At 62.6% G+C, this 20,431-nt stretch carries 19 protein-coding genes; 15 read left to right on the forward strand and 4 right to left on the reverse strand.

Annotation, left to right across the window (positions count from 1 at the left end):
• Positions 1–2 precede the first annotated feature (2 nt).
• The 5 genes from rnr (at position 3) to rpmG (ending at position 5,052) form a co-directional block, all read left to right on the forward strand.
• On the forward strand, positions 3–2,366 hold the full coding sequence (rnr, locus tag O4H62_RS02855; RefSeq protein ID WP_430538360.1) for a ribonuclease R: 2,364 nt from the start codon (positions 3–5) through the stop codon (positions 2,364–2,366).
• Positions 2,367–2,426: 60 nt separating this feature from the next.
• Positions 2,427–2,879 (forward strand): DUF983 domain-containing protein, encoded by a 453-nt coding sequence (locus O4H62_RS02860; protein ID WP_269385612.1) that lies wholly within the window; start codon positions 2,427–2,429, stop codon positions 2,877–2,879.
• The gene (locus O4H62_RS02865) at positions 2,876–3,595 is read left to right on the forward strand and encodes an NUDIX hydrolase (RefSeq protein ID WP_269385613.1); all 720 of its coding nucleotides are present in this window, start codon (positions 2,876–2,878) and stop codon (positions 3,593–3,595) included. Before O4H62_RS02860 ends, O4H62_RS02865 begins: the two co-directional genes overlap by 4 nt.
• A 12-nt stretch (positions 3,596–3,607) precedes the next feature.
• Complete coding sequence (locus O4H62_RS02870) at positions 3,608–4,792, forward strand: MFS transporter (RefSeq protein WP_269385614.1); 1,185 nt, start codon at positions 3,608–3,610, stop codon at positions 4,790–4,792.
• A 92-nt stretch (positions 4,793–4,884) separates the two neighbouring features.
• Positions 4,885–5,052, forward strand: coding sequence for a 50S ribosomal protein L33 (rpmG, locus tag O4H62_RS02875; RefSeq protein ID WP_007197024.1), 168 nt, complete (start codon positions 4,885–4,887; stop codon positions 5,050–5,052).
• A 439-nt stretch (positions 5,053–5,491) separates the two neighbouring features.
• Here the strand turns inward: rpmG and O4H62_RS02880 are convergent, their stop codons facing one another.
• Entirely contained in the window at positions 5,492–6,865 is a 1,374-nt protein-coding gene (locus tag O4H62_RS02880; protein WP_269385615.1) for a PleD family two-component system response regulator, read from the reverse strand.
• Positions 6,866–6,880: 15 nt separating this feature from the next.
• On the reverse strand, positions 6,881–7,252 hold the full coding sequence (locus O4H62_RS02885) for a response regulator (RefSeq protein WP_152009157.1): 372 nt from the start codon (positions 7,250–7,252) through the stop codon (positions 6,881–6,883).
• A 219-nt stretch (positions 7,253–7,471) separates the two neighbouring features.
• On the opposite strand from O4H62_RS02885, the gene O4H62_RS02890 reads away from it, so the two are divergent.
• Positions 7,472–7,735 (forward strand): DUF3572 domain-containing protein, encoded by a 264-nt coding sequence (locus O4H62_RS02890; protein ID WP_269386281.1) that lies wholly within the window; start codon positions 7,472–7,474, stop codon positions 7,733–7,735.
• 2 nt (positions 7,736–7,737) lie between these two features.
• Positions 7,738–8,391: a hypothetical protein gene (locus tag O4H62_RS02895; protein ID WP_430538384.1), complete on the forward strand. Its 654-nt coding sequence runs from the start codon at positions 7,738–7,740 to the stop codon at positions 8,389–8,391.
• Between the two features lie 47 nt (positions 8,392–8,438).
• On the opposite strand, the gene O4H62_RS02900 is transcribed toward O4H62_RS02895, so the two are convergent.
• Positions 8,439–9,017, reverse strand: coding sequence for a GNAT family N-acetyltransferase (locus tag O4H62_RS02900; protein ID WP_269385617.1), 579 nt, complete (start codon positions 9,015–9,017; stop codon positions 8,439–8,441).
• Positions 9,018–9,236: 219 nt separating this feature from the next.
• Here O4H62_RS02900 and O4H62_RS02905 point away from each other — a divergent pair, with 219 nt between their 5' ends.
• From O4H62_RS02905 to O4H62_RS02940, 8 genes are all read left to right on the forward strand, one after another.
• A complete protein-coding gene (locus tag O4H62_RS02905; RefSeq protein WP_269385618.1) occupies positions 9,237–10,217 on the forward strand; it encodes a GAF domain-containing protein in 981 nt (326 codons plus the stop codon).
• A 144-nt stretch (positions 10,218–10,361) separates the two neighbouring features.
• The gene (adh, locus tag O4H62_RS02910) at positions 10,362–11,852 is read left to right on the forward strand and encodes an aldehyde dehydrogenase (RefSeq protein ID WP_269385619.1); all 1,491 of its coding nucleotides are present in this window, start codon (positions 10,362–10,364) and stop codon (positions 11,850–11,852) included.
• Positions 11,853–11,923: 71 nt separating this feature from the next.
• Positions 11,924–12,259 carry a DUF779 domain-containing protein gene (locus O4H62_RS02915; protein ID WP_269385620.1) on the forward strand — a complete coding sequence of 112 codons (336 nt, stop codon included), beginning with the start codon at positions 11,924–11,926 and terminating at the stop codon, positions 12,257–12,259.
• Between the two features lie 87 nt (positions 12,260–12,346).
• Complete coding sequence (locus O4H62_RS02920) at positions 12,347–13,651, forward strand: DNA polymerase IV (RefSeq protein ID WP_269385621.1); 1,305 nt, start codon at positions 12,347–12,349, stop codon at positions 13,649–13,651.
• A 142-nt stretch (positions 13,652–13,793) separates the two neighbouring features.
• Complete coding sequence (locus O4H62_RS02925; protein ID WP_269385622.1) at positions 13,794–14,684, forward strand: helix-turn-helix transcriptional regulator; 891 nt, start codon at positions 13,794–13,796, stop codon at positions 14,682–14,684.
• Between the two features lie 188 nt (positions 14,685–14,872).
• On the forward strand, positions 14,873–15,496 hold the full coding sequence (locus O4H62_RS02930) for a hypothetical protein (protein WP_269385623.1): 624 nt from the start codon (positions 14,873–14,875) through the stop codon (positions 15,494–15,496).
• Positions 15,497–15,574: 78 nt separating this feature from the next.
• Positions 15,575–15,814 (forward strand): hypothetical protein, encoded by a 240-nt coding sequence (locus tag O4H62_RS02935; protein WP_269385624.1) that lies wholly within the window; start codon positions 15,575–15,577, stop codon positions 15,812–15,814.
• A gap of 124 nt (positions 15,815–15,938) precedes the next feature.
• Positions 15,939–16,613 carry a hypothetical protein gene (locus O4H62_RS02940; protein ID WP_269385625.1) on the forward strand — a complete coding sequence of 225 codons (675 nt, stop codon included), beginning with the start codon at positions 15,939–15,941 and terminating at the stop codon, positions 16,611–16,613.
• Positions 16,614–16,628: 15 nt separating this feature from the next.
• On the opposite strand, the gene dnaE is transcribed toward O4H62_RS02940, so the two are convergent.
• Positions 16,629–20,189: a DNA polymerase III subunit alpha gene (gene dnaE, locus O4H62_RS02945; RefSeq protein ID WP_269385626.1), complete on the reverse strand. Its 3,561-nt coding sequence runs from the start codon at positions 20,187–20,189 to the stop codon at positions 16,629–16,631.
• Positions 20,190–20,431: the final 242 nt, after the last annotated feature.

Genomic DNA, 20,431 nt, shown 5'->3' on the forward strand with positions numbered 1-20,431 from the left:
ATTTGGGACATCCTCCCCGCAAACCAGGGACCAGAAAACCCGACACCGGCAAGGTGGACGGCAAGGTAGCGGACGCGCGCCCGGCCTTCCGGCGCGGCGACATGCCCGACAGGGAAACCATCCTGCGTTTTCTCAGCGAAAACCCCGACCGGGCGTCCAAGCGCGACATCGCCAAGGCGTTCGGGCTGAAGGGCGACACCAGGACCGAACTGAAGGACCTGCTGCGCGAGCTCGAAGACGAGGGACTGGTCGAGCGGGACCGTAAGATGCTCAGGCGTCCAGGCACGCTGCCGGCGGTGGCGGTGCTGGAGATCACCCTGCGCAACAGCGACGGCGACCTGATTGCCCGGCCGGCGGAATGGCTCGAGGATCACGGCGCAGCACCCGTGGTCACCGTCCGCCAGTCCAATGCAGGCCGTGACCGCGGAAAATCCCGCACGCCGTCAACAGCAGCGAGCATCGGCGACAAGGTGCTGGCGCGGATATTCCCTTCCACCCATGGCAAGGGGACCAGCTACACCGCCCGCATCATGAAGATCCTTGACCGGCGCGACGGATTGATCCTCGGGGTTTTCCGGTCGACGCCCGGCGGCGGCGGCCGACTGATGCCGATCGAGCGGCGCGGCGAGGAATTCGCCATCGATCCGGATTTCACCGGCGACGCCAGGGACGGCGACCTGGTCGAGGCGGAACCCGCGCGCCTGGGACGGATGGGGCTTCCCCGCGCCAAGGTGCACGCGGTGCTGGGCTCGGTGGAGGGCGAAAAGGCGATCTCGATGATCGCCATCCATTCGCACGGCATTCCGCACATCTTTCCGTCCGAGGTGATCGAGGCCGCCGAGAACGCCAAGCCGGCGCCGCTTTCGGGCGGGCGCGAGGACTGGCGCGACATCCCGCTGGTCACCATCGACCCCTATGACGCCAAGGACCATGACGACGCTGTCTTCGCCGAAGAAGACCCCTCCCCGGACAATGTCGGCGGCGTCATCATCACCGTCGCGATCGCCGATGTCTCCTGGTATGTGCGCCCCGGCTCGGCACTCGACCGGGAGGCGCTCAAGCGCGGCAACTCGGCCTATTTCCCCGACCGCGTGGTGCCGATGCTGCCGGAGCGGATCTCCAACGATCTGTGTTCGCTGCGCGAGGGCGAGGACCGGCCGGCGCTGGCGCTGCGCATGGTGTTTTCCGCCGAAGGCCGCAAGGTCGGCCATCGCTTCCACCGGGTGATGATCAAGAGCGCCGCCAAGCTGTCCTACCAGCAGGCGCAGGCGGCGATCGACGGCAATCCGGACGACAAGACAGGCCCGCTGCTCGACGCTGTTCTCAAGCCGCTGTGGAACGCCTACCGCGTGCTCAAGCGCGAACGAGACCGGCGCCAGCCGCTCGATCTCGACATGCCGGAGCGCAAGATCCTGCTGACGCCGGAAGGCAAGGTCGACAAGGTGATCGTGCCGGAGCGGCTCGATGCGCACCGGCTGATCGAAGAATTCATGATCCAGTCGAACGTGGCTGCGGCCGAAACGCTGGAAAAACGGCGGCAGCCGCTGATCTACCGGGTTCACGACCAGCCCTCGCTGGCCAAGCAGGAAGTGCTGCGCGAGTTCCTCGGCACGCTGAACCTGTCGCTGGCGCGCGGTGCGGCCATCCGCGCCAATGCCTTCAACGGCATTCTGGCCAAGGCCCAGGGCCAGCCCTTCCAGGGCATGGTCAACGAGATGGTTCTGCGCAGCCAGAGCCAGGCGATCTACTCGCCGGACAATATCGGTCATTTCGGCCTCAACCTGATGAAGTACGCCCACTTCACCTCGCCGATCCGGCGCTATGCGGATCTGATCGTGCACCGGGCGCTGGTCGGATCGCTGGGGCTCGGCGAAGGCGGCATCACGCCGGCGGAGGAAGCGGCGCTTGAAAGCATTGCCGCCGAGATCTCCACCACCGAACGGCGCGCCATGGCCGCCGAACGCGATACCGTGGACCGGCTGGTGGCGCACCATCTGGCCGGACTCATCGGCGAGGCCTTTGACGGGCGCGTCTCGGGCGTGACCAAGTCGGGGCTGTTCGTCAGCCTGCCGCAATTTGGCGCAGATGGATTTATTCCGGTTTCAACTTTGGGAATGGACTATTATCACTATGACGAGGCACACCAGGCGCTGACGGGGGAGAAGACCGGCCTGGGGTATCGTCTGGGAGACGGAGTGGAGGTCAAGCTGGTCGAAGTGATCCCGCTGGCAGGCTCAATGCGGTTTGAGATGCTGAGCGAAGGGCAGGAAATGCCGAAGGGCACTCGATCGTTTCACAAATCCGGCCGTGCGCGCCGAGGCACCCCAAAGAAGCCCGGCACACGACCACCTCGCGGGCGGCGCTGAGCAAGCGCCCAAGCGAACAAGACCGCCGTCCCAAGCGCCGGTTAGAACCAGGAGAGACAGATGCTTGAATTTGGCGGCAAAGCAGCCCTTGAAGGCAAACAGGAGACACCGAGAGACACATGGCGCGCGGTCAAGCGCGGCCTTCTCGGCCGGTGCCCGCACTGCGGCGAAGGCAAGCTGTTCAGGGCCTATCTGAAGCCGGTGGACGCCTGTTCCAGCTGCGGCGAGGAAATGCTGCATCACCGCGCCGACGATTTCCCCGCCTATCTGGCGATCTTCATTGTCGGCCACATCGTGGTGGCCGGCTTCATGGCTACCGACACCTGGCTGGTGCTTGAAAGCTGGCAGCACCTGATGATCTGGATCCCGGTCACGATTGTCCTGACGCTCGCGATGCTGCAGCCGATCAAGGGCGGGGTCATCGGACTGCAATGGGCGTTGCGTATGCATGGATTTGGCGGCGAATCGGAAGAACCGATGCTTGCCGAACCTGCCTATGAGGATGCGCGATGAACGACAGCGTTGCCGCCAATACCGCGCTTCTGACAGAAGACCATCAGAGCAGGACAAGCGAAAAGCGGCATCCGACGCGCGCCCCACGGGACGCGGCCTCGCTGATCCTCATGGACCGGAGCGGCGACGTGCCCCGCGCGCTCCTGGGAAAGCGCGGCAAAGGCCATGCCTTCATGCCCGATCTCTACGTGTTTCCGGGCGGACGGCGTGACCCGGGCGACAACAGGATACCGCTTGCCCATCCCTTGCGCGACGAGGTTCTGGGCAAGCTCATGATGCGGACACAGGCCCGCTTCCGCGATCACAGCGCCCGCGGCCTGGCCGTGGCGGCGGCGCGGGAAATGATGGAGGAAGCGCATCTTTCGCTGACGCCGCCGGACCATTCGAATTCCCTGTGCCCGGACGTCTCGCATTTCCGCTATCTCGCCCGCGCAATCACGCCTCCCGGCCAGTCACGCCGGTTCGACACCCGGTTCTTCGCCTGCTTCTGCGATGAACTGGGCCTCGATCCTTCCGCGGTCCGCGACAGCGACGAACTGCATGACCTGACATGGCTGCCGATCGACGCCCACGAAAGCCACCCGTTGCCCCGGATCACCAGAGTGATTCTCTCCGACCTGGTCCAGGCGCTTGCGGAAGACCCTTCTTTACCATTTGGCAAAGCGGTTCCGTTCTACTACTCCCGCAACGGACGATTCGTTCGCGAATTGATTTAAGGCGAAATCCAGATGGACAATACATCCTCTCGCACCCCCGTGATCCGCGAGGATATCCACTGGCCTGCGCTGATCGCGGCCGTCGCGTCCATCACCGCCGTTGGCATCGCCATCGGACTCGGGCTGCCGCTGCTCTCCATCATCCTGGAAAAACGCGGCGTCTCGTCCACCATGATCGGCCTGAACTCGGCGATGGCCGGTGTGGCGGCCATGGTTGCGGCGCCGCTGACGACCATGATCGCGCAGCGCCTGACCGTGGTCACCACCATGGTGCTGGCCATCGTTGCCGCGGCGGCCAGTGCGCTCGGGTTCTACTACGCCGAAGCGCTGTGGATGTGGTTCCCGCTGCGCATCGTCTTCCATGGCGCAATCACGATCCTGTTCGTGCTGTCCGAATTCTGGATCAACACTGCTGCCCCGCCGTCGCGCCGCGGCCTCGTGCTCGGCATCTACGCGACGGTGCTGTCGCTCGGTTTTGCGGCTGGCCCACTGATCTTCTCGGTCATCGGCTCGGACGGCATCCTGCCGTTTGCGATCGGGGCCGGCATCATCCTGCTTGCCGTCATCCCGGTCGTCATGGCGCGCAAGGAAAATCCTGTGATCGACAAGATGCCGGACCTTCCCTTCATGCGCTATGTTTTTCTGGTGCCGACCGCGACGGCCGCGGTGTTCATCTTCGGCGCGGTCGAATCGGGCGGGCTGTCGCTGTTTCCGATCTATGCCAACCGCACCGGCTTCACCGAATCACAGGGCGCCCTGCTTTTGATGATGATGGGACTGGGCAATGTCCTGTTCCAGATCCCCGTCGGACTGATCTCCGACCGGATGAAGGACCGGCGGCCGCTGCTGTCGCTGTTTGCCCTCATCGGGCTTGCCGGGTCGCTGGCCCTGCCCTTCCTGATCCACAACTGGCTTCTCACGGCCGTCATCCTGCTGTTCTGGGGCGGCAGCGTCGCGGGCCTCTACACGGTCGGCCTGGCGCATCTGGGAGACAAGCTGCACGGTGCGGATCTCGCATCCGCCAATGCGGCGTTCGTCTTCTGCTATGCTCTGGGCATGCTCGTGGGTCCGCAAACCATCGGTGTCTCCATGGATATTGCCGGCGATCACGGATTTGCCTGGGCGCTGGCGTTCTTTTTTGCGCTTTATGTGGCCCTGACGCTGTTTCGTATCGCGCTGCGTCCAAAACGGGCTTGACTTTCCCGGCGGCTTTTGTAGTTTCCGCGCAAGTTTCGCCGTGGAGCCTTGAGCGCTGTCCGCGGCTTCATTTTTGAAGAAGGCAAGAAACCATGGCCAAGGCGACCACCATCAAGATCAAGCTCCTGTCGACTGCCGACACAGGCTTTTTCTACGTCACGAAGAAAAACAGCCGTACGTTCACCGACAAGATGGTGAAGACCAAGTACGACCCGATTGCAAAGAAGCACGTTGAATTCAAGGAAGCCAAGATCAAGTAATCCGGCTTTCAGGCCTGCCCCGGCGCAGACCTTTCGACAGCAGACAAAAAAACCCGCCTCCTTCCGGAAGCGGGTTTTTTCGTGTCGAGGGCCGATCGAAACAAAGGCGTGGAACGAGGATGCCACTGTGCGCTTGATCTCGATCGGCCACCCCACGATCCAGGAGATGCGGCGGACCTGAACATCATGGGGTATTCGAAAACTCTTGCTGTTGCAGGACGCCGAGTTGACAGTCCCAAAACACTGCATGTGGGGTGATATTTGTCCCAAAGCGGTAAAAAATCAATAGTTTCTTAAGACTCTTTCCAAACTGTCGCTGGAGGTGGTTAATATTGGAATCAATTTTAACTATTAATCTGCCCCGCGACAGATATCACAAATCTACACTCCAGCATTTTTATTTGCCGGCGCAGCTTTCAAAGCAACACTGTGTAAATCGTCAGGCAGCCTGTCCGACAACCTGGTTACGGCCATTGTTCTTGGCCTGATAGAGCGCCTTGTCCGCGCGGCGGATCAGCGAATCGGCTCCCTCACCGTCCGCTTCCAGCGTTGCAATGCCGACCGAGGTGGTGACCGGCGCGGCGGCTCCGGAGGCCGATATCCTGAAGGGGGCGCCGGCAACGGCGTCACGCAGCCGTTCCGCCACCTGGGCGGCAATCTCGAATGTCGTATCGGGCATCACCACCACGAATTCCTCGCCGCCGTAACGGCAGGCTAGGTCGGCGCCGCGCACGGCACCGCGCACGCGCCTGGCGAACTCCCGCAGGACGTCGTCGCCGCCCTCGTGGCCGTGGGTATCGTTGATCGACTTGAAGAAATCGATATCGGTGATCAGCACCGACAACGGCCGGCCACGGCGATTGGAGCGATCGACCAGGGTTGCCAGGTGGGTGTCGAGATAGCGGCGGTTGTTGAGGCCCGTGAGCGCATCGGTGACGGCGAATTCGACAGACTGGGAAAGACTTGCCCGCAACCGGTCGGAATAGCGCTTGCGGCGGATCTGGGTGACGCTGCGAGCCACCAGTTCGTTGGGATCAAGCGGACGCAACAGGTAGTCGTTGACGCCGAGTTCGAGCGCGCGGATCACCAGATCCTCCTCGCCCTGTTCAGCCACCACGAGCATCGGGATGAACCGGGTTCGCTCCAGGGAGCGCAGCTGCGAGCACAGCCGCAGCGGATCGTAGTCTTCAAGCGACGACGAAACGATCACTAGCTCATAAGGCTTGTCGGCCGCCTCGAAGAGAGCGGCCTGCGGATCTCCGATGGCGGTGATTTCGGCGATTCCCGCGAGCGCCCGTGACATGCGGTCTTGCGAGTTGGCGCGGCTTTCAACCAGCAGCACCAAACCGGGCTCGTCCAGCTTGCCCTGATGCGGCGCCAGAAGGGCTTCCAGCCCCAAGCCGCGCGCGGTTTCCGCACGCAGCCGCAATTCGTCGCTCAGGGCCTTGAAGCGGATCAGGCTCTTGACCCTGGTCATCAGCTGGAGATCGTTGACGGGCTTGGTCAGGAAATCATCGGCACCGGCCTTGAGGCCGCGGACGCGGTCCGCAGGCTGGTCAAGCGCCGTGACCATGACCACGGGAATGTGGGCGGTACGCGGATTCTGCTTGAGCCGTTCACAGACCTCGAAGCCATCGATGCCGGGCATCATGATGTCGAGCAGGATGAGATCGACCGGCGTCTGGTCACAGATCGACAGCGCGGTCATGCCGTCGGCGGCAGTGAGAACCTCGAAATACTCGGCCAGAAGACGCGCTTCGAGAAGCTTCACATTGGCCGGGATATCGTCAACCACCAGGATGCGCGCGGTCATGTCAGTTCTCCACCCTCACGCATCACCCAGATAGGTCTTGATGGTCTCGATGAATTTCGGCACCGAGATCGGCTTGGAGATATAGGCTTCGCACCCGCCCTGGCGGATGCGTTCCTCGTCGCCCTTCATCGCGAACGCGGTAACGGCGATGATCGGAATCACGTGCAGGTCGTCATCCTGCTTGAGCCATTTGGTAACTTCGAGACCGGAGACTTCCGGAAGCTGGATATCCATCAGGATGAGGTCGGGACGGTGCTTGCGGGCAAGATCCATGGCTTCCAGACCGTTGCGGGTCTGGATCGTCTTGTAACCTGACGCCTCGATCAGGTCCCGGAAGAGTTTCATGTTGAGTTCATTGTCCTCAACAATCATAACCTGCTTTGTCATATCCGATCCCATTCCCGATCCAGGCAGACCATTCGTCTGCCCGATCCCGTCATTGCCGGTGACCAGCGGCCAATTTCACCGGCTTTCGGCTGCCCCGGTCCGGGCAAAACCTGTTCCGCATGACCGGTCATTGCCGTCACCTTAGTTCCATTAGGTTGAAAAAGTGGTAATCGGTCATTTCGAATACCGTGCATGAAACTTTGGAAGGACATGGCAGCGATGGCGGATGCGGAAGAGACGGCGATCGCGGTGCTGGTCTGGCTTGCGGGCGAACCCGAACTGATGGGCCGTTTCCTGGCGCTGACCGGGCTCGAGGCTTCCAACCTGCGCGAAGCCGCCAGGGAGCCGGGGTTCCTCGCCGGCGTTCTGGGCTTCCTGATGAGCCATGAACCGACGCTGCTGGCATTCTGCGCGGCAACCGATACCAGGCCTGAAACGATTTCCCGGGCTTTCCATGCACTTGGCGGAACCAGCGAGGCATGACGATGCTTATCCCCGAAGCGGAACATGATGATCTGCACTTGGGCGAGCGACCGCTGATCGTCTGCGATATCGACGAGGTCGTGCTCGAATTCGTCACCCCCTTCATGGCCTATCTCGACCACAACGGCCACGAGTTGCGGGCCACGTCGTTCCGCCTGCACGGAAATGTCTTCAGCCGCGCCGACGGCAGTGAAACGCCGGGTGAGACCGTCAGCGCAATGCTGGAAGCCTTCTTCGAGGCCCAGGACGAGTGGCAGACGCCGGTGATCGAGGCGGCAGAGAGCCTGGCGCGGCTGTCCACCCACGCCGACATCGTGTTCCTGACCGCTATGCCGCCGCGCCATCGGGGCCTGCGGCGAACCCTGCTTTCCCGGCATGGCTTCGATTATCCGATGATTGCGACCGAAGCGCCCAAGGGGCCTGCGGTGCTGGCCCTGCACGGCGCGCGGGCGCAGCCGGTGGTGTTCATCGACGATATCTTCGTCAATCTGCAGTCGGTGCGCAAGCATGTGCCGGAGACGCTCTTGGTCAACCTGATGGCCAATGACACCTTCCGCGCGCTGGCGCCACATCCCGGCGACGGAGTCGAGATCGCGACCGACTGGCCGCATGCCGAATCCCTGATCAAGGCCCATATCAACGCCAGTGCCGGCTGAGCGGAGGGCTGCAGCAAAGGTGCTTGCCGGGTAGACAGAGGTGCGTCTCATGCAAGCGCTTTTCGCATTAGCGGCCGTCCCGGCTTCCGCTCAGCGATGCGCTCGAAACCCGCCTTCTCGAACACCGACACGGAGCCGACGAACAGGCCTACCGATTTCGACTGCTTGGCCTTGAGCATCGGGCAGGCCTCGACAATCTGTGCACCATTGTCCCTCGCATGCTCCACCGCCGCGTTGAGAAGAGCGTGGCTGATCCCCTGCCCGCGGCGCTTGGACTGGATAAAGAAGCAGGAGATTGCCCAAAGCCGCGGATCGGTTGGATCGTCGCCATCCAGCGGCCGGGACACGGTCCGGTCGGTATTCCAGCGCGGCACATGGGCGCGCGGCGTGACCTGTACCCAGCCAACGGGGACACCGTCCTCGAGCGCGATCAGGCCGGGCGGCAGCGCCGCCCCGGTCGCCTTCTGCAAGAGCTGCTTCTTCTCCTCCTTGTCCATCGCGGCACGTTGTTTCGGCGCCAGCCGGAAATAGCTGCACCAGCATCCGTAACAGGCGCCCTGCGGCCCGAACAGGGTTTCGAGCGCCGGCCACAAGTCGGCGGTGACGGGACGAATATCAAGGTTCACGCGCTTTCCTTCGATCGGCTGGACCATCCACTGAGTCGCAAGGCTATTTCGAAACCCGGCAACGTTCAACTTTTGTTCACGGCTATTCCGGTCCACACAACTGACGGATCCGCGTCCCCGTTCCGCAAATCGGCTTGCGACCAATGGCCCATCCGCACCGGCTGGATTTGCCTTTGCAACCGCGTATGCTGGCGGACAAGTTCTGGGAGGATCTTCACCATGCATTCTGCGGTCGATCATGCATCGCGTGTCGAAGCTGCGCTTTATTCGGGCAAGGCGGCCCAGCTCCCGGTGGTCGCGTCCTGGCAACGTTCGAAAATGTTGCACCGGATCGACCCGGATCAGGCCAAGCCGCCGGAACGGCTGACATCCCAGGAGCTTTCGGAAGTCTACGAACGCACCGGGCTGCTTTTGCACACGTCCAATCCCAGCCTCGACAGCCTGTACCGGGCTGTCGGCGATGTCGGCTGCTCGGTGTTGCTGGCGGACGCCGACGGCGTGATCATCGCCCGGCGCGGCGCCGTTCAGGACGACCGGACCTTCGACGAATGGGGTTTGTGGACCGGGGCGGTGTGGAGCGAACAGCGCGAAGGCACCAATGGCATTGGAACCTGCCTCGTCGAAAAGCGGGCCCTGACCATCCACAAGGACCAGCATTTCCAGGCCAAGAACACCGAGCTGTCCTGCACCGCCGCCCCGATCTTCGATCATCAGGGCGATTTGCTGGCGGTCATCGATGTCTCCTCCTGCCGGGCCGACCTGACCGCCGGGTTCTCGCGCCTTATCGGATGCGCGGTTCTCGATGCCGCACGCCGGATCGAGGCGATGTATTTCGGCGCCATGTTCCCCGATTGCCGGATCGTCCTTACCGGCCCGGACCCGGAAGCCTGTTCGAGTGCGGCGAGCGACCAGCTGGCGACACTGATCGCGGTCGATCGGGATGACTTCGTGGTTGGCGCTACCCGACAGGCGCGACGGACATTCGGCCTGAGCGCCGAAGATTTCCATCAGCCTATTCCGCTGTCGCGACTGCACGGCCAGGTGGTCAACGGCAACGAAGACTTCCAGACCGCCGAACGGCGGATCATCCTGCAGGCGCTGGCGCGTAGCGGAGGCAATGTGTCGGCGGCGGCTTCGGCCATGGGCATCAGCCGCGCCACGCTTCACCGGAAGATCAAACAACTCGATTTGAAGCGGTAACCCCAAACACCGAGCTTTGGTGCCGGATGTGTCGCAATTCTGCGACACATCCAGTCCAGCTTCGAATGTGGGCCGGGTGACAGCTTACGGCAGCCAATGCAACGTCCTTCCATTGCACTTGCAACCATCTGGGAGGACTACATCATGGCTTTCAAATTCAAGGCGAAATACGGAAACTTCATCGGCGGCAAATTTGTCGAGCCTGTCGATGGGCAGTATTTCGACAACATCACCCCGGTCAACGGCTCGGTTCTGTGCCAGGTCGCCCGTTCGAACGCCAAGGACATCGAACTGGCGCTTGATGCCGCGCACGCCGCCAAGGACGCCTGGGGCGCAACCAGCGTTGCCGAGCGCAGCGTGCTGCTCAACAAGATCGCCCAGGCGATGGAAGACAACATCGCCATCCTGGCCGAAGCCGAGACCTGGGACAACGGCAAGCCAATCCGCGAGACGACAGCCGCCGACGTGCCGCTCGGCATCGATCACTTCCGCTATTTCGCCGGTGTCATCCGCGCCCAGGAAGGCTCGCTGAGCGAACTCGATGCCGACACCGTCGCCTATCACTTCCATGAACCGCTCGGCGTGGTTGGCCAGATCATCCCCTGGAACTTCCCGCTGCTGATGGCGATCTGGAAGCTGGCGCCCGCGCTGGCGGCCGGCAATTGCGTGGTTCTCAAGCCGGCCGAACAGACCCCGGCTTCGATCATGGTGCTGATGGAGCTGATCGCCGACATCCTGCCCGCGGGCGTGGTCAACGTGGTCAACGGCTTCGGCCTCGAAGCAGGCAAGCCGCTCGCCTCGTCGACGCGCATCGCCAAGATCGCTTTTACCGGCGAAACCACCACCGGCCGGCTGATCATGCAGTATGCCAGCCAGAACATCATTCCCTGCACGCTCGAACTCGGCGGCAAGTCGCCCAACATCTTCTTCAAGGATGTCGCCGACCATGACGACGATTTCTTCGACAAGGCGATCGAAGGCTTCGTGCTGTTCGCCTTCAACCAGGGCGAGGTCTGCACCTGCCCGAGCCGCGCCCTGATCCACGAGGACATCTACGAGGAATTCATGGCCCGTGCGCTCAAGCGCGTCGAAGCCATCGTCCAGGGCGATCCTCTCAAGTTCGAAACCATGGTCGGCGCGCAGGCCTCGAGCGAGCAGTTCGAGAAAATCCTGTCCTACCTGGACATCGGCCGCAAGGAAGGCGCGGAAGTGCTGATCGGCGGCGAGGCGATGCCGACCAGCGGCGCCACCGAAGGCGGTTATTACATCAAGCCGACGGTGTTCAAGGGTCACAACAAGATGCGGATCTTCCAGGAGGAAATCTTCGGTCCGGTGGTCTCGGTCTGTACCTTCAAGACCGACGAGGAAGCGCTGGAGATCGCCAATGACACGCTCTACGGGCTTGGCGCCGGCGTCTGGAGCCGCAACGCCAACACCTGCTACCGCTTCGGCCGGGCGATCAAGGCGGGCCGGGTCTGGACCAATTGCTACCACGCCTACCCGGCACACGCTGCATTTGGCGGCTACAAGCAGTCCGGCATCGGTCGCGAAAACCACCTGATGATGCTGCATCACTACCAGCAGACCAAGAACCTGCTGGTCAGCTACAGCCCGAAGAAGCTCGGCTTCTTCTGATATGCTCCAGGACCCGGGCGGCTCTTGCGCCGCCCGGGTCCGCCTGCTCGCGGCACAAACGGGAGGTTGTCATGCTGAACCAGGTCGAGGCGACAGACGCCGCGCTGAAACTGATCGAGGAAATCCGCGCCGACCACGGGCCGGTGATCTTCCACCAGTCCGGCGGCTGCTGCGACGGCTCGGCGCCGATGTGCCTGGCCGAAGGCGACCTGATGATTTCCGACAGCGACGTGCTTCTCGGCGAGATCGGCGGCGCGCCGTTCTACATCGGCGGCCTGCAATACGAGGCCTGGAAGCACACGCGGCTGATCATCGACGTGATCGACGGGCGCGGCGGCATGTTCTCGCTCGACAATGGCCGCGGCAGGCGCTTCATCACCCGATCGGACCTGTGCAGCCTCGATTGAATGCAGCGCGGCTGTGGCCCCGATAGATGTGCGCACCCTGTTTGATACACTTGCGCAAAGCGGCGATGTTCAATATTTGTTCTTGCCATGTCCGCAGCCTCTTCCACTCCCGGCTTTTGCCGTGACTGCCTGGCCCCCGCGCGCGCGGAGACCAGGCGCTGCCATGCCTGCGGCAGCCCACGGCTGATCCGCCACGCCGAGATCGACCGGCTGACGCTGGCGCATGTGGATTGCGATGCATTTTACGCAACGGTGGAAAAGCGCGACAATCCGGAGCTTGCCGACAAGCCGGTGATCATCGGCGGGGGAAAACGCGGCGTCGTCTCCACCTGCTGCTACATCGCCCGCATCCACGGTGTGCGCTCGGCGATGCCGATGTTCAAGGCGCTCGACGCCTGCCCGGACGCGATCGTCATCAAGCCCGACATGGAGAAATATGTGCGCGTCGGGCGCGAGGTGCGCCGGATGATGGAGGAACTGACACCGCTGGTGCAGCCGATCTCGATTGACGAGGCGTTCCTGGATCTCGCGGGCACCGAGAGGCTGCACAAGGACACCCCTGCCCGCACGCTGGCACGCTTTGCCGCGCGGGTGGAAGCGGAAATCGGCATCAGCCTGTCGGTCGGGCTGTCCTACTGCAAGTTCCTCGCCAAGGTCGCCTCCGATCTCGACAAGCCGCGCGGCTTCTCGGTGATCGGCAAGGCCGAAGCGCTCGCCTTCCTGGCGCCGAAACCGGTGTCGCTGATCTGGGGCGTCGGCAAGGCCTTCTCGGCGACGCTGGAGCGCGACGGCATCAGCACCATCGGCCAGTTGCAGACGATGGAGGAAACCGCGCTGATGCGCCGCTACGGCGTGATGGGCAAGCGGCTCTATCACCTTGCGCGCGGCGAGGACGACCGCACGGTGCATCCGAACGAAGGCGCGAAAAGTGTTTCCGCCGAGACCACGTTCAACACCGACCTGTCGCAAGCCAAGGATCTGGTGCCGGTGCTCCGGCGGTTGTCGGAGAAGGTGTCGGCGCGCCTCAAGGCATCGGGCATCGCCGGTCAGACAGTCGTGCTCAAGCTCAAGACCGCGGATTTCAAGAGCCGGACCCGGAATTTCAAGCTCGAAGACCCGACGGTGCTTGCCGACAGGATCTTCCGCACCGGTCTGCACCTGCTCGAACGCGAACTCGGCCAGGACCGGTTCCGGCTGATCGGCATCGGCGTGTCGGATCTCACCGACGCGGCCCGCGCCGACCCGCCCGATCTGGTCGACCCAGTCGCGGCACGGCGGGCGGTGGCGGAAAGCGCCATCGACAAGGTGCGGCAGAAATTCGGCCGCGACATTGTCGAGACCGGCTACACCTTCGGTACCTCGCGCAAGACACGGCAGGCGGACGAGGACTGAGGTCCGTCGCCGGTCCGGCGAGGCTTTGACTGATGCGGCTTGCAGCACCGAACCTGCCTTCAAGCCGAGCGCCCGACGCCCCCGCCTGCAATGATCATCGCCCCGGGGCCGATCATCGTCCGGTGAGCGGACACGCCGCCGCATGCCTTGCGAAGAAAATGACGCCCGCAAAGCTTCCAATGAACTTGGCAAAAGACCCTCTGTACTTCTTTGCGTACTTTTCCTTATGGTTGATTATTTTCCTATATCTCGCATAGGTTGCATAGACGTGAGGAATGTTGTTCGCCATATCGTTTTCTTCCGCACGACGACGCACCGCGGAATGGAAACCTTCAGGCTTCTGGTCGACTCGGACGATCGTGGCCTTGACCGGACGCTGCGCAACACCATCCGCAACACTGCACATCTCGACTTCTTCGATATGCCGCCCGAGGGCGGGACGATCGACAGCCAGATCGTCATCTTCGATTGCCGGCACCGCTTTTCAGGCGCCGGCGCCCTGGCGATGCCGGACCTGAACGCCGGCTCCTCCCATATCGCGCTTATCAACCCGGAACCCGGCAGCCGTCACGACGCCTACAGGACCGGGTTTTCGGACTTCCTCAGTTGGCCCCTTCTGGCCCCCGAGTTACATGCACGGCTGCTCGCCCAATCCCGCGCCCACTCGCTCAAGGATCCGAGGCACCGCTATTCGCGCGTCGCCCTGGTCGAGCGCTGCTGCGCATTCATGGCCGAACAGATCGCCACGTCCATCTCGGTCAGATCGCTGGCGCAGAAGTTCAACACCAACCACAACACCCTCAACGAGCTGTTCAAACGGGAAATGGGCCTGCCGCCGCTCGCCTGGCAACGCAAGCTCCGGCTGGAGCGCGCAGCGCGCCAACTGCGGATCACGGACGCTCCGATCAACGTGATAGCGGCCGATCACGGATACGACCTGCCTGCCAACTTCACGACAGCATTCCGGCGGCATTTCGGCGCCACGCCGCACGATTACAGAAAATCTGAAAACATCAGAACTATAGATGAATAGTTAAATATCTTTATTACTACAGTAATCTATATTGAATTCATGATTTGCCTAATATCCACAAGATAAATCACGCATTACGAGTCTTCATCTTGGGTGCATTTACGCCAATCATAGCCTGAAACCGAAAGCAACGGGGGCCTGCATTCTCCAGGTTCTCCGTTCAATCAACCCCGCAAAGGACATTCAACATGCCGACTTACGAACTGGACATCACATTCGACTCCGCCGGCCTCGATGCTCTGAACGCCTCGGGTCAGAAAGTCACCATCGTCAAGCAGAGCTCCGGCGGCAAGCAGACCGCCTGGATCACCTTCACGCCGCAACTGGCCAATTCGGTGACCTGGACCGAGCAGTATTCGGTCTACTCGTCCACCACCAACGCCCAGGCCGGCGCGAAGATCATCACCAGCTCCGAGGCGACGGCGATTGGCGGCAGCAGCTACACCCTCAACACGTCCGGCTACTTCGATGCGGGTGTCTCCGGTGTGGTCTTGCCAACCCAGTACCAGATCTTCAATGGCGATCCGGACCTCTTGATCGGCACAACGCCGATGGTCACCGGCGGCCTGGTGCAGGGCGCAAGCGTGAACGGCACCACCGTTTCCGCGCCGATGTGTGCGGTCGGAATTCTCTACAACCAGACCGCCGTGTTCACCCCGATTGAGACCATCCTGGTCTACACGTCGAGCTACTCAGACAACGGCATCGTGATCTCCAGCGTCGCCGGCAACGCCTTGACCGTTCAGTACACCACGAACACGACGGCGAGCATCACCTACAACGACCAGAACAACCAGTTCATCATGTCCTAGGCCCTTTCGAGGAGGCCAAGCCTCCTCGATTGCCTCGGCAAGTTCTGATGAAACCGACCGCCCTAACAGGAGGCCATGATGCCAAACCAAGCAGTTCCACGGGGCCTTACGGCGAACATCGGCGCCAATGTGATCGCCGGGAACCTTCAAGTCATCGGGGTCGCGACGCCCTATACGATCTCGATCAATGGCGCGGCGGCGACCGCGCATGTCGCTGCAGTCGCTGTGCCCGATACCTATGCGATCAACAACCAGACGGTATCGGTGACGAACACCACAGCGACGCCCGGCCCGGACAACCTGACCCTGAGCTGGTAGCGCCAGACCAGCATCCAAGATGCATTTGCCCGGATTGATCAGCATCGCAGTCCGGGCAAATGCCTTGCTCCCTGGCTTGACGACCTCAAAGGGTCTCCAGGCTCTCCCCTGAGCGGACCGAAAGATGACGAATTACTCGCTCGACATCCAGATTGACCAGGCCGGACTGCAGACGATAGCAGCGGCGGGCTATTCCGTGGCACTCTTGCAGCCGCAGTTGAATGCGGACTACCAGATCGTGGCGGTTCTCACGTCGGCCAGCGGAACCATGCAGGTCACATGGACAGACAGCGGGTCGATCTATGTTTCGCTCTACGCCCTGTCGGACTATTCGGTGCTGCAGATCAATTCATCAATCTCGGCGCTCTCGGGCCAGACCTTCACCTACAACGGCACCCAGATATCAGCCACAGGCTCGACCAGCCTGGCGCAGACGATCCAGCTCACCAATGCGTCGACCGGCATGGTGACATCCGGACTTGCCCGGGCCTTCAGCATCAACGGGCAGGTCCAACCGCTCGCCATCACCAGTGCAGACGTTTTGCTCACGAACGGGTTGGGCAGCTTCGAGATCTCGAACCAGATGCTGCTGACGCTGATGAGCGGCGCACAGCTCGGCATGGCGTTGCCGAGCCAGGTGATCCCGAACTTCCAGGTCAACCAGCGGCGCAAACGCAACGTCGCCGCGGTGACCGTTCAGCCGCCGCTGCTTCTCGATTTCAGTGCCGGCAATGCCGCGGCGCAGACCGTCCATTTCAACGATCAGACCGGCAGCTTCGTGCCGGGCAGCCTGACCTAGCCTCAATCCAATCGGCTAGACCAGTTCCACGTCCAGAACTCCGGGCGCCGCCTTCAGAGCCGAGGCAAGCTGCGGCGATATCTTGTAGCGGTCCGGCAGGGTGACCTCGATCTCCCGGCGGCCATCATCCTTGATCATGACGAAGGAGACCTGGCCCTCGCCGCGCGAATTGAGATGGGTCGACACCGAATTGAGCGGCCGCGCATCGCGCATGAAGACACGGAGCGCCGACTGGCCGCGGGCTGCCCGGTCCTCAAGCGAGTCGGCGGTCTGGATGCGCAAGCCGATGCCCTCGGGCCGCTCCTCGGCGTTGACGGTGATGACGATCGACTTGCCGGGCTCGAGCAATTCCCGGTAAAGCGCCAGGCCTTCGGAAAACAGCACCGCCTCGTACTGGCCGGAACTGTCGGAAAAGGCGACGATGCCCATCTTGTTGCCGGTGCGGGTCTTGCGTTCCTGCTTGCTGGTCACGGTGCCGGCCAGCCGCCCGGCGGTGGCGCCGGCCTTGACTGCGACGGAGAAGTCGGCCCAGGTCTGCACCCGCATCTTGGCAAGAAGCTCATTATAGGAATCAAGCGGATGGGCCGAAAGATAAAAGCCCAGCGCCTGGTATTCGCGGTGCAGCTTTTCGGCCGGCAGCCAGGGTGTGGCCGCGGGCAACTGGATCGTCTCGGCCTCCGTGGCGCCGCCGCCGATGCCGAACATGTCGCTCTGGCCGCTGATGCGGTTTTCCTGGGCGCGCTGGGCAAACCCCAGAATGCGGTCGAGCCCGCCGCTCAGAACCGCGCGGTCGTGGCCGAAGCAGTCGAATGCGCCGGCGGCAATCAGGCTTTCCAGCACCCGGCGGTTTACCTGGCGCGGGTCGATGCGGGTACAGAAATCCTCGAGCGAGGCAAAGGGCGTGTCGCCGCGGACCTCGACAATGTGCTCGACGGCGGCATCTCCTACGCCCTTGATGGCGGCCAGCGCGTAGTAGATCCGGTTGTCGCCGGTCTCGAAATGGCGGAAGCTGGTCTGCACCGAAGGGGCCACCACCTCGATCCCCAGCCGCTTTGCGTCCTGGCGGAAATCGACGAGCTTGTCGGTGTTGGACATGTCGAGCGTCATCGAGGCTGCGAGGAACTCGACGGGATAATGCGCCTTGAGATAGGCGGTCTGGTAGGAAACGATGCCGTAGGCCGCGGCGTGGGACTTGTTGAAGCCGTAGTTGGCAAACTTGGCGAGCAGGTCGAAGATCATGTCAGCCTGCGGCTTTGAGACATTGCGCTCGACCGCGCCCTCGACGAAACGGGCGCGCTGCTTGTCCATCTCCTCCTTGATCTTCTTGCCCATGGCGCGGCGCAGAAGGTCGGCTTCGCCGAGCGAGTAACCGGCGAGCACCTGGGCGATCTGCATCACCTGCTCCTGGTAGACGATCACGCCTTGCGTTTCGGCCAGCAGGCTGTCGATCTTGGGATGGATCGAGGCCAGTTCCTCCTCGCCATGCTTGCGGGCGTTGTAGACCGGGATGTTCTCCATCGGGCCCGGACGATAGAGCGCCACCAGCGCGATGATGTCCTCGATGCGGTCGGGCCGCATGCCGATGAGCGCCTTGCGCATGCCCGCCGATTCCACCTGGAACACGCCCACGGTCTCGCCGCGCGAGAGCATTTCGTAGGTTGCCTTGTCATCGAGCGGCAGGGCTTCGAGATCGATGGCGATGTCGCGCTTGGCAATGAAACCGACCGCGGTCTTGAGCACGGTGAGCGTCTTCAGCCCGAGAAAGTCGAACTTGACCAGGCCTGCCTGCTCGACCCACTTCATGTTGAACTGGGTGACCGGCATGTCGGAGCGCGGGTCGCGGTACATCGGCACCAGTTGCGACAGCGGCCGGTCGCCGATGACGATGCCCGCGGCATGAGTGGAGGCGTGGCGGTAAAGGCCTTCGAGCTTCTGGGCGATATCGAGCAGACGGCCGACGGCGGGCTCCTTCTCGACCTCCTCGTTGAACCGCGGCTCCTCCTCGATGGCCTTGCCGAGCGGCGTCGGGTTGGCCGGGTTGTTGGGCACCAGCTTGCAGATCCGGTCGACCAGGCCGTAGGGCATTTCGAGCACACGGCCGACATCGCGAAGTGCTGCGCGCGCCTGCAGGCTTCCGAAGGTAATGATCTGGCCGACCTGTTCGCGGCCGTACTTCTTCTGCACGTAGCGGATTACCTCTTCGCGGCGATCCTGGCAGAAGTCGATGTCAAAGTCGGGCATCGACACGCGGGCGGGGTTGAGGAACCGCTCGAATAGAAGCGAGAAGCGCAAAGGATCGACATCGGTGATGGTCAGCGCATAGGCGACCAGCGAACCGGCGCCCGAACCACGGCCGGGTCCCACCGGTATGTCGTGGTCCTTGGCCCACTTGATGAAGTCGGCGACGATCAGGAAGTAGCCCGGAAACTTCATGTTCTCGATGATGTCGAGCTCGACCTGCAGCCGCTCGCGATAGTCCGTTTCGGTGTAACCTTCGGCCAGCCCGATCCGCGCCAGCCGGCGGTCAAGTCCCTCGATCGACTGCCGCCTGAGTTCGGCGGCTTCGGCGGCGAGCGCCGCCTGCGGATCGTCCTCACCGCCTCCGGTGAAGCGTGGCAGGATCGGCGCCCGGCTTTCGACGATGGCGCTGCAGCGGCGCGCAATCTCGATGGTGTTTTCAAGAGCCTCGGGAATATCGGCAAACAGCTCTGTCATCTCGGCGCGGGACTTGAGGCAATTGTCGACGCTGAGCCGAGGCCGGCGGTCATCCGACATGACGGCGTTGTTGGCCACTGCCATCAAGGCATCATGGGCTTCATAATCGCCTGGTGTCGGAAAGAACGCTTCGTTGGTCGCTACCAGCGGTACTTCTGCATCATAGGCGAGCGCAATCATCTTGGCTTCATGGGCCCGGTCATAGCCGCCCTGGCGCTGCAGCTCCAGATAAAGCCGGTCGCCGAACACCTGCCTGACGCTCTCGAGCCGCGCCCTTGCTTGCTCGGGGTGCGCGTCACGCATTGCCTGATCAACCGGGCCGCCGGTGGCGCCGGTGAGCGCGATCAGCCCTTCAGCCCCCTCTTGCAGCCAGGACAGCCTGATATGAGGCCGCTCGCTGCTGTCGCCGCCAAGATAGGCCTGGCTCACCAGAGCCACGAGCCGGTCATAACCAGCCGGAGTGGCTGCGTAGAGGACAATCGACGGCGGCTTCTGGAGATGATCCCTGTGCGAGCGGCGATCGCCGGACTGGCCGTCTTCCATGTCGATATCGAGCTGGCAGCCGATGAGCGGCTGAATGCCTGCTTCCATGGCCTTGACCGAAAATTCGAGCGCCCCGAAAAGATTGTTCGTATCGGTGATCGCCAGCGCCGGCTGGTCGTCGGCAACCGCCCGCTTGATCAGGGTCTTGATCGGCAGCGCGCCTTCGAGCAGCGAATAGGCCGAATGCACCCGAAGGTGTACGAAGCCGGGCCAGTTCCCGGCACCGCGGTCGTCAGCCTGCCTGCCGCGCTCACGCGCCTGCTCCGTTCCCGCAGCCAGATTGGCCAGCAGTTTCGCCGACTTGTTTTCCCGTGCCATCAATGCCCTCTGCCGTCTGATCCGCGGTCCCGCACCGTGCCGGTGCGACCGAAGACTCAATGGCCAATTGTGAGGACCCGGACCGTAAAGTCCAGAGCACGCGCAGCTAAATCACCAAGGTTGCATGGTCCGGCGACGACCCATTCCCGGCGGGGCTCAAATCCCGCTCCCCTCTCGTCGGACCGCGCTTCGGACCCGAGAGGTCATTCACACCCGGCACATGGCATGCCGGACAGATACTG

The sequence above is a fragment of the Parahoeflea alexandrii genome, from assembly GCF_027214025.1.
Classification (GTDB): domain Bacteria; phylum Pseudomonadota; class Alphaproteobacteria; order Rhizobiales; family Rhizobiaceae; genus Hoeflea; species Hoeflea alexandrii_A.

Excerpts from the sequence above, each read along its gene's own strand:
- rpmG (WP_007197024.1), top strand. The coding sequence starts at position 4,885 with ATGGCCAAGGCGACCACCATCAAGATCAAGCTCCTGTCGACTGCCGAC.
- O4H62_RS02925 (WP_269385622.1), top strand. The coding sequence starts at position 13,794 with ATGCCTTGCGAAGAAAATGACGCCCGCAAAGCTTCCAATGAACTTGGC.
- O4H62_RS02940 (WP_269385625.1), top strand. The coding sequence starts at position 15,939 with ATGACGAATTACTCGCTCGACATCCAGATTGACCAGGCCGGACTGCAG.
- O4H62_RS02880 (WP_269385615.1), bottom strand. The coding sequence starts at position 6,865 with ATGACCGCGCGCATCCTGGTGGTTGACGATATCCCGGCCAATGTGAAG.
- O4H62_RS02890 (WP_269386281.1), top strand. The coding sequence starts at position 7,472 with ATGGCGGATGCGGAAGAGACGGCGATCGCGGTGCTGGTCTGGCTTGCG.
- O4H62_RS02915 (WP_269385620.1), top strand. The coding sequence starts at position 11,924 with ATGCTGAACCAGGTCGAGGCGACAGACGCCGCGCTGAAACTGATCGAG.
- adh (WP_269385619.1), top strand. The coding sequence starts at position 10,362 with ATGGCTTTCAAATTCAAGGCGAAATACGGAAACTTCATCGGCGGCAAA.
- O4H62_RS02865 (WP_269385613.1), top strand. The coding sequence starts at position 2,876 with ATGAACGACAGCGTTGCCGCCAATACCGCGCTTCTGACAGAAGACCAT.
- dnaE (WP_269385626.1), bottom strand. The coding sequence starts at position 20,189 with ATGGCACGGGAAAACAAGTCGGCGAAACTGCTGGCCAATCTGGCTGCG.
- O4H62_RS02905 (WP_269385618.1), top strand. The coding sequence starts at position 9,237 with ATGCATTCTGCGGTCGATCATGCATCGCGTGTCGAAGCTGCGCTTTAT.
- O4H62_RS02930 (WP_269385623.1), top strand. The coding sequence starts at position 14,873 with ATGCCGACTTACGAACTGGACATCACATTCGACTCCGCCGGCCTCGAT.
- O4H62_RS02885 (WP_152009157.1), bottom strand. The coding sequence starts at position 7,252 with ATGACAAAGCAGGTTATGATTGTTGAGGACAATGAACTCAACATGAAA.
- O4H62_RS02895 (WP_430538384.1), top strand. The coding sequence starts at position 7,738 with ATGCTTATCCCCGAAGCGGAACATGATGATCTGCACTTGGGCGAGCGA.
- O4H62_RS02860 (WP_269385612.1), top strand. The coding sequence starts at position 2,427 with ATGCTTGAATTTGGCGGCAAAGCAGCCCTTGAAGGCAAACAGGAGACA.
- O4H62_RS02920 (WP_269385621.1), top strand. The coding sequence starts at position 12,347 with ATGTCCGCAGCCTCTTCCACTCCCGGCTTTTGCCGTGACTGCCTGGCC.
- O4H62_RS02935 (WP_269385624.1), top strand. The coding sequence starts at position 15,575 with ATGCCAAACCAAGCAGTTCCACGGGGCCTTACGGCGAACATCGGCGCC.
- O4H62_RS02870 (WP_269385614.1), top strand. The coding sequence starts at position 3,608 with ATGGACAATACATCCTCTCGCACCCCCGTGATCCGCGAGGATATCCAC.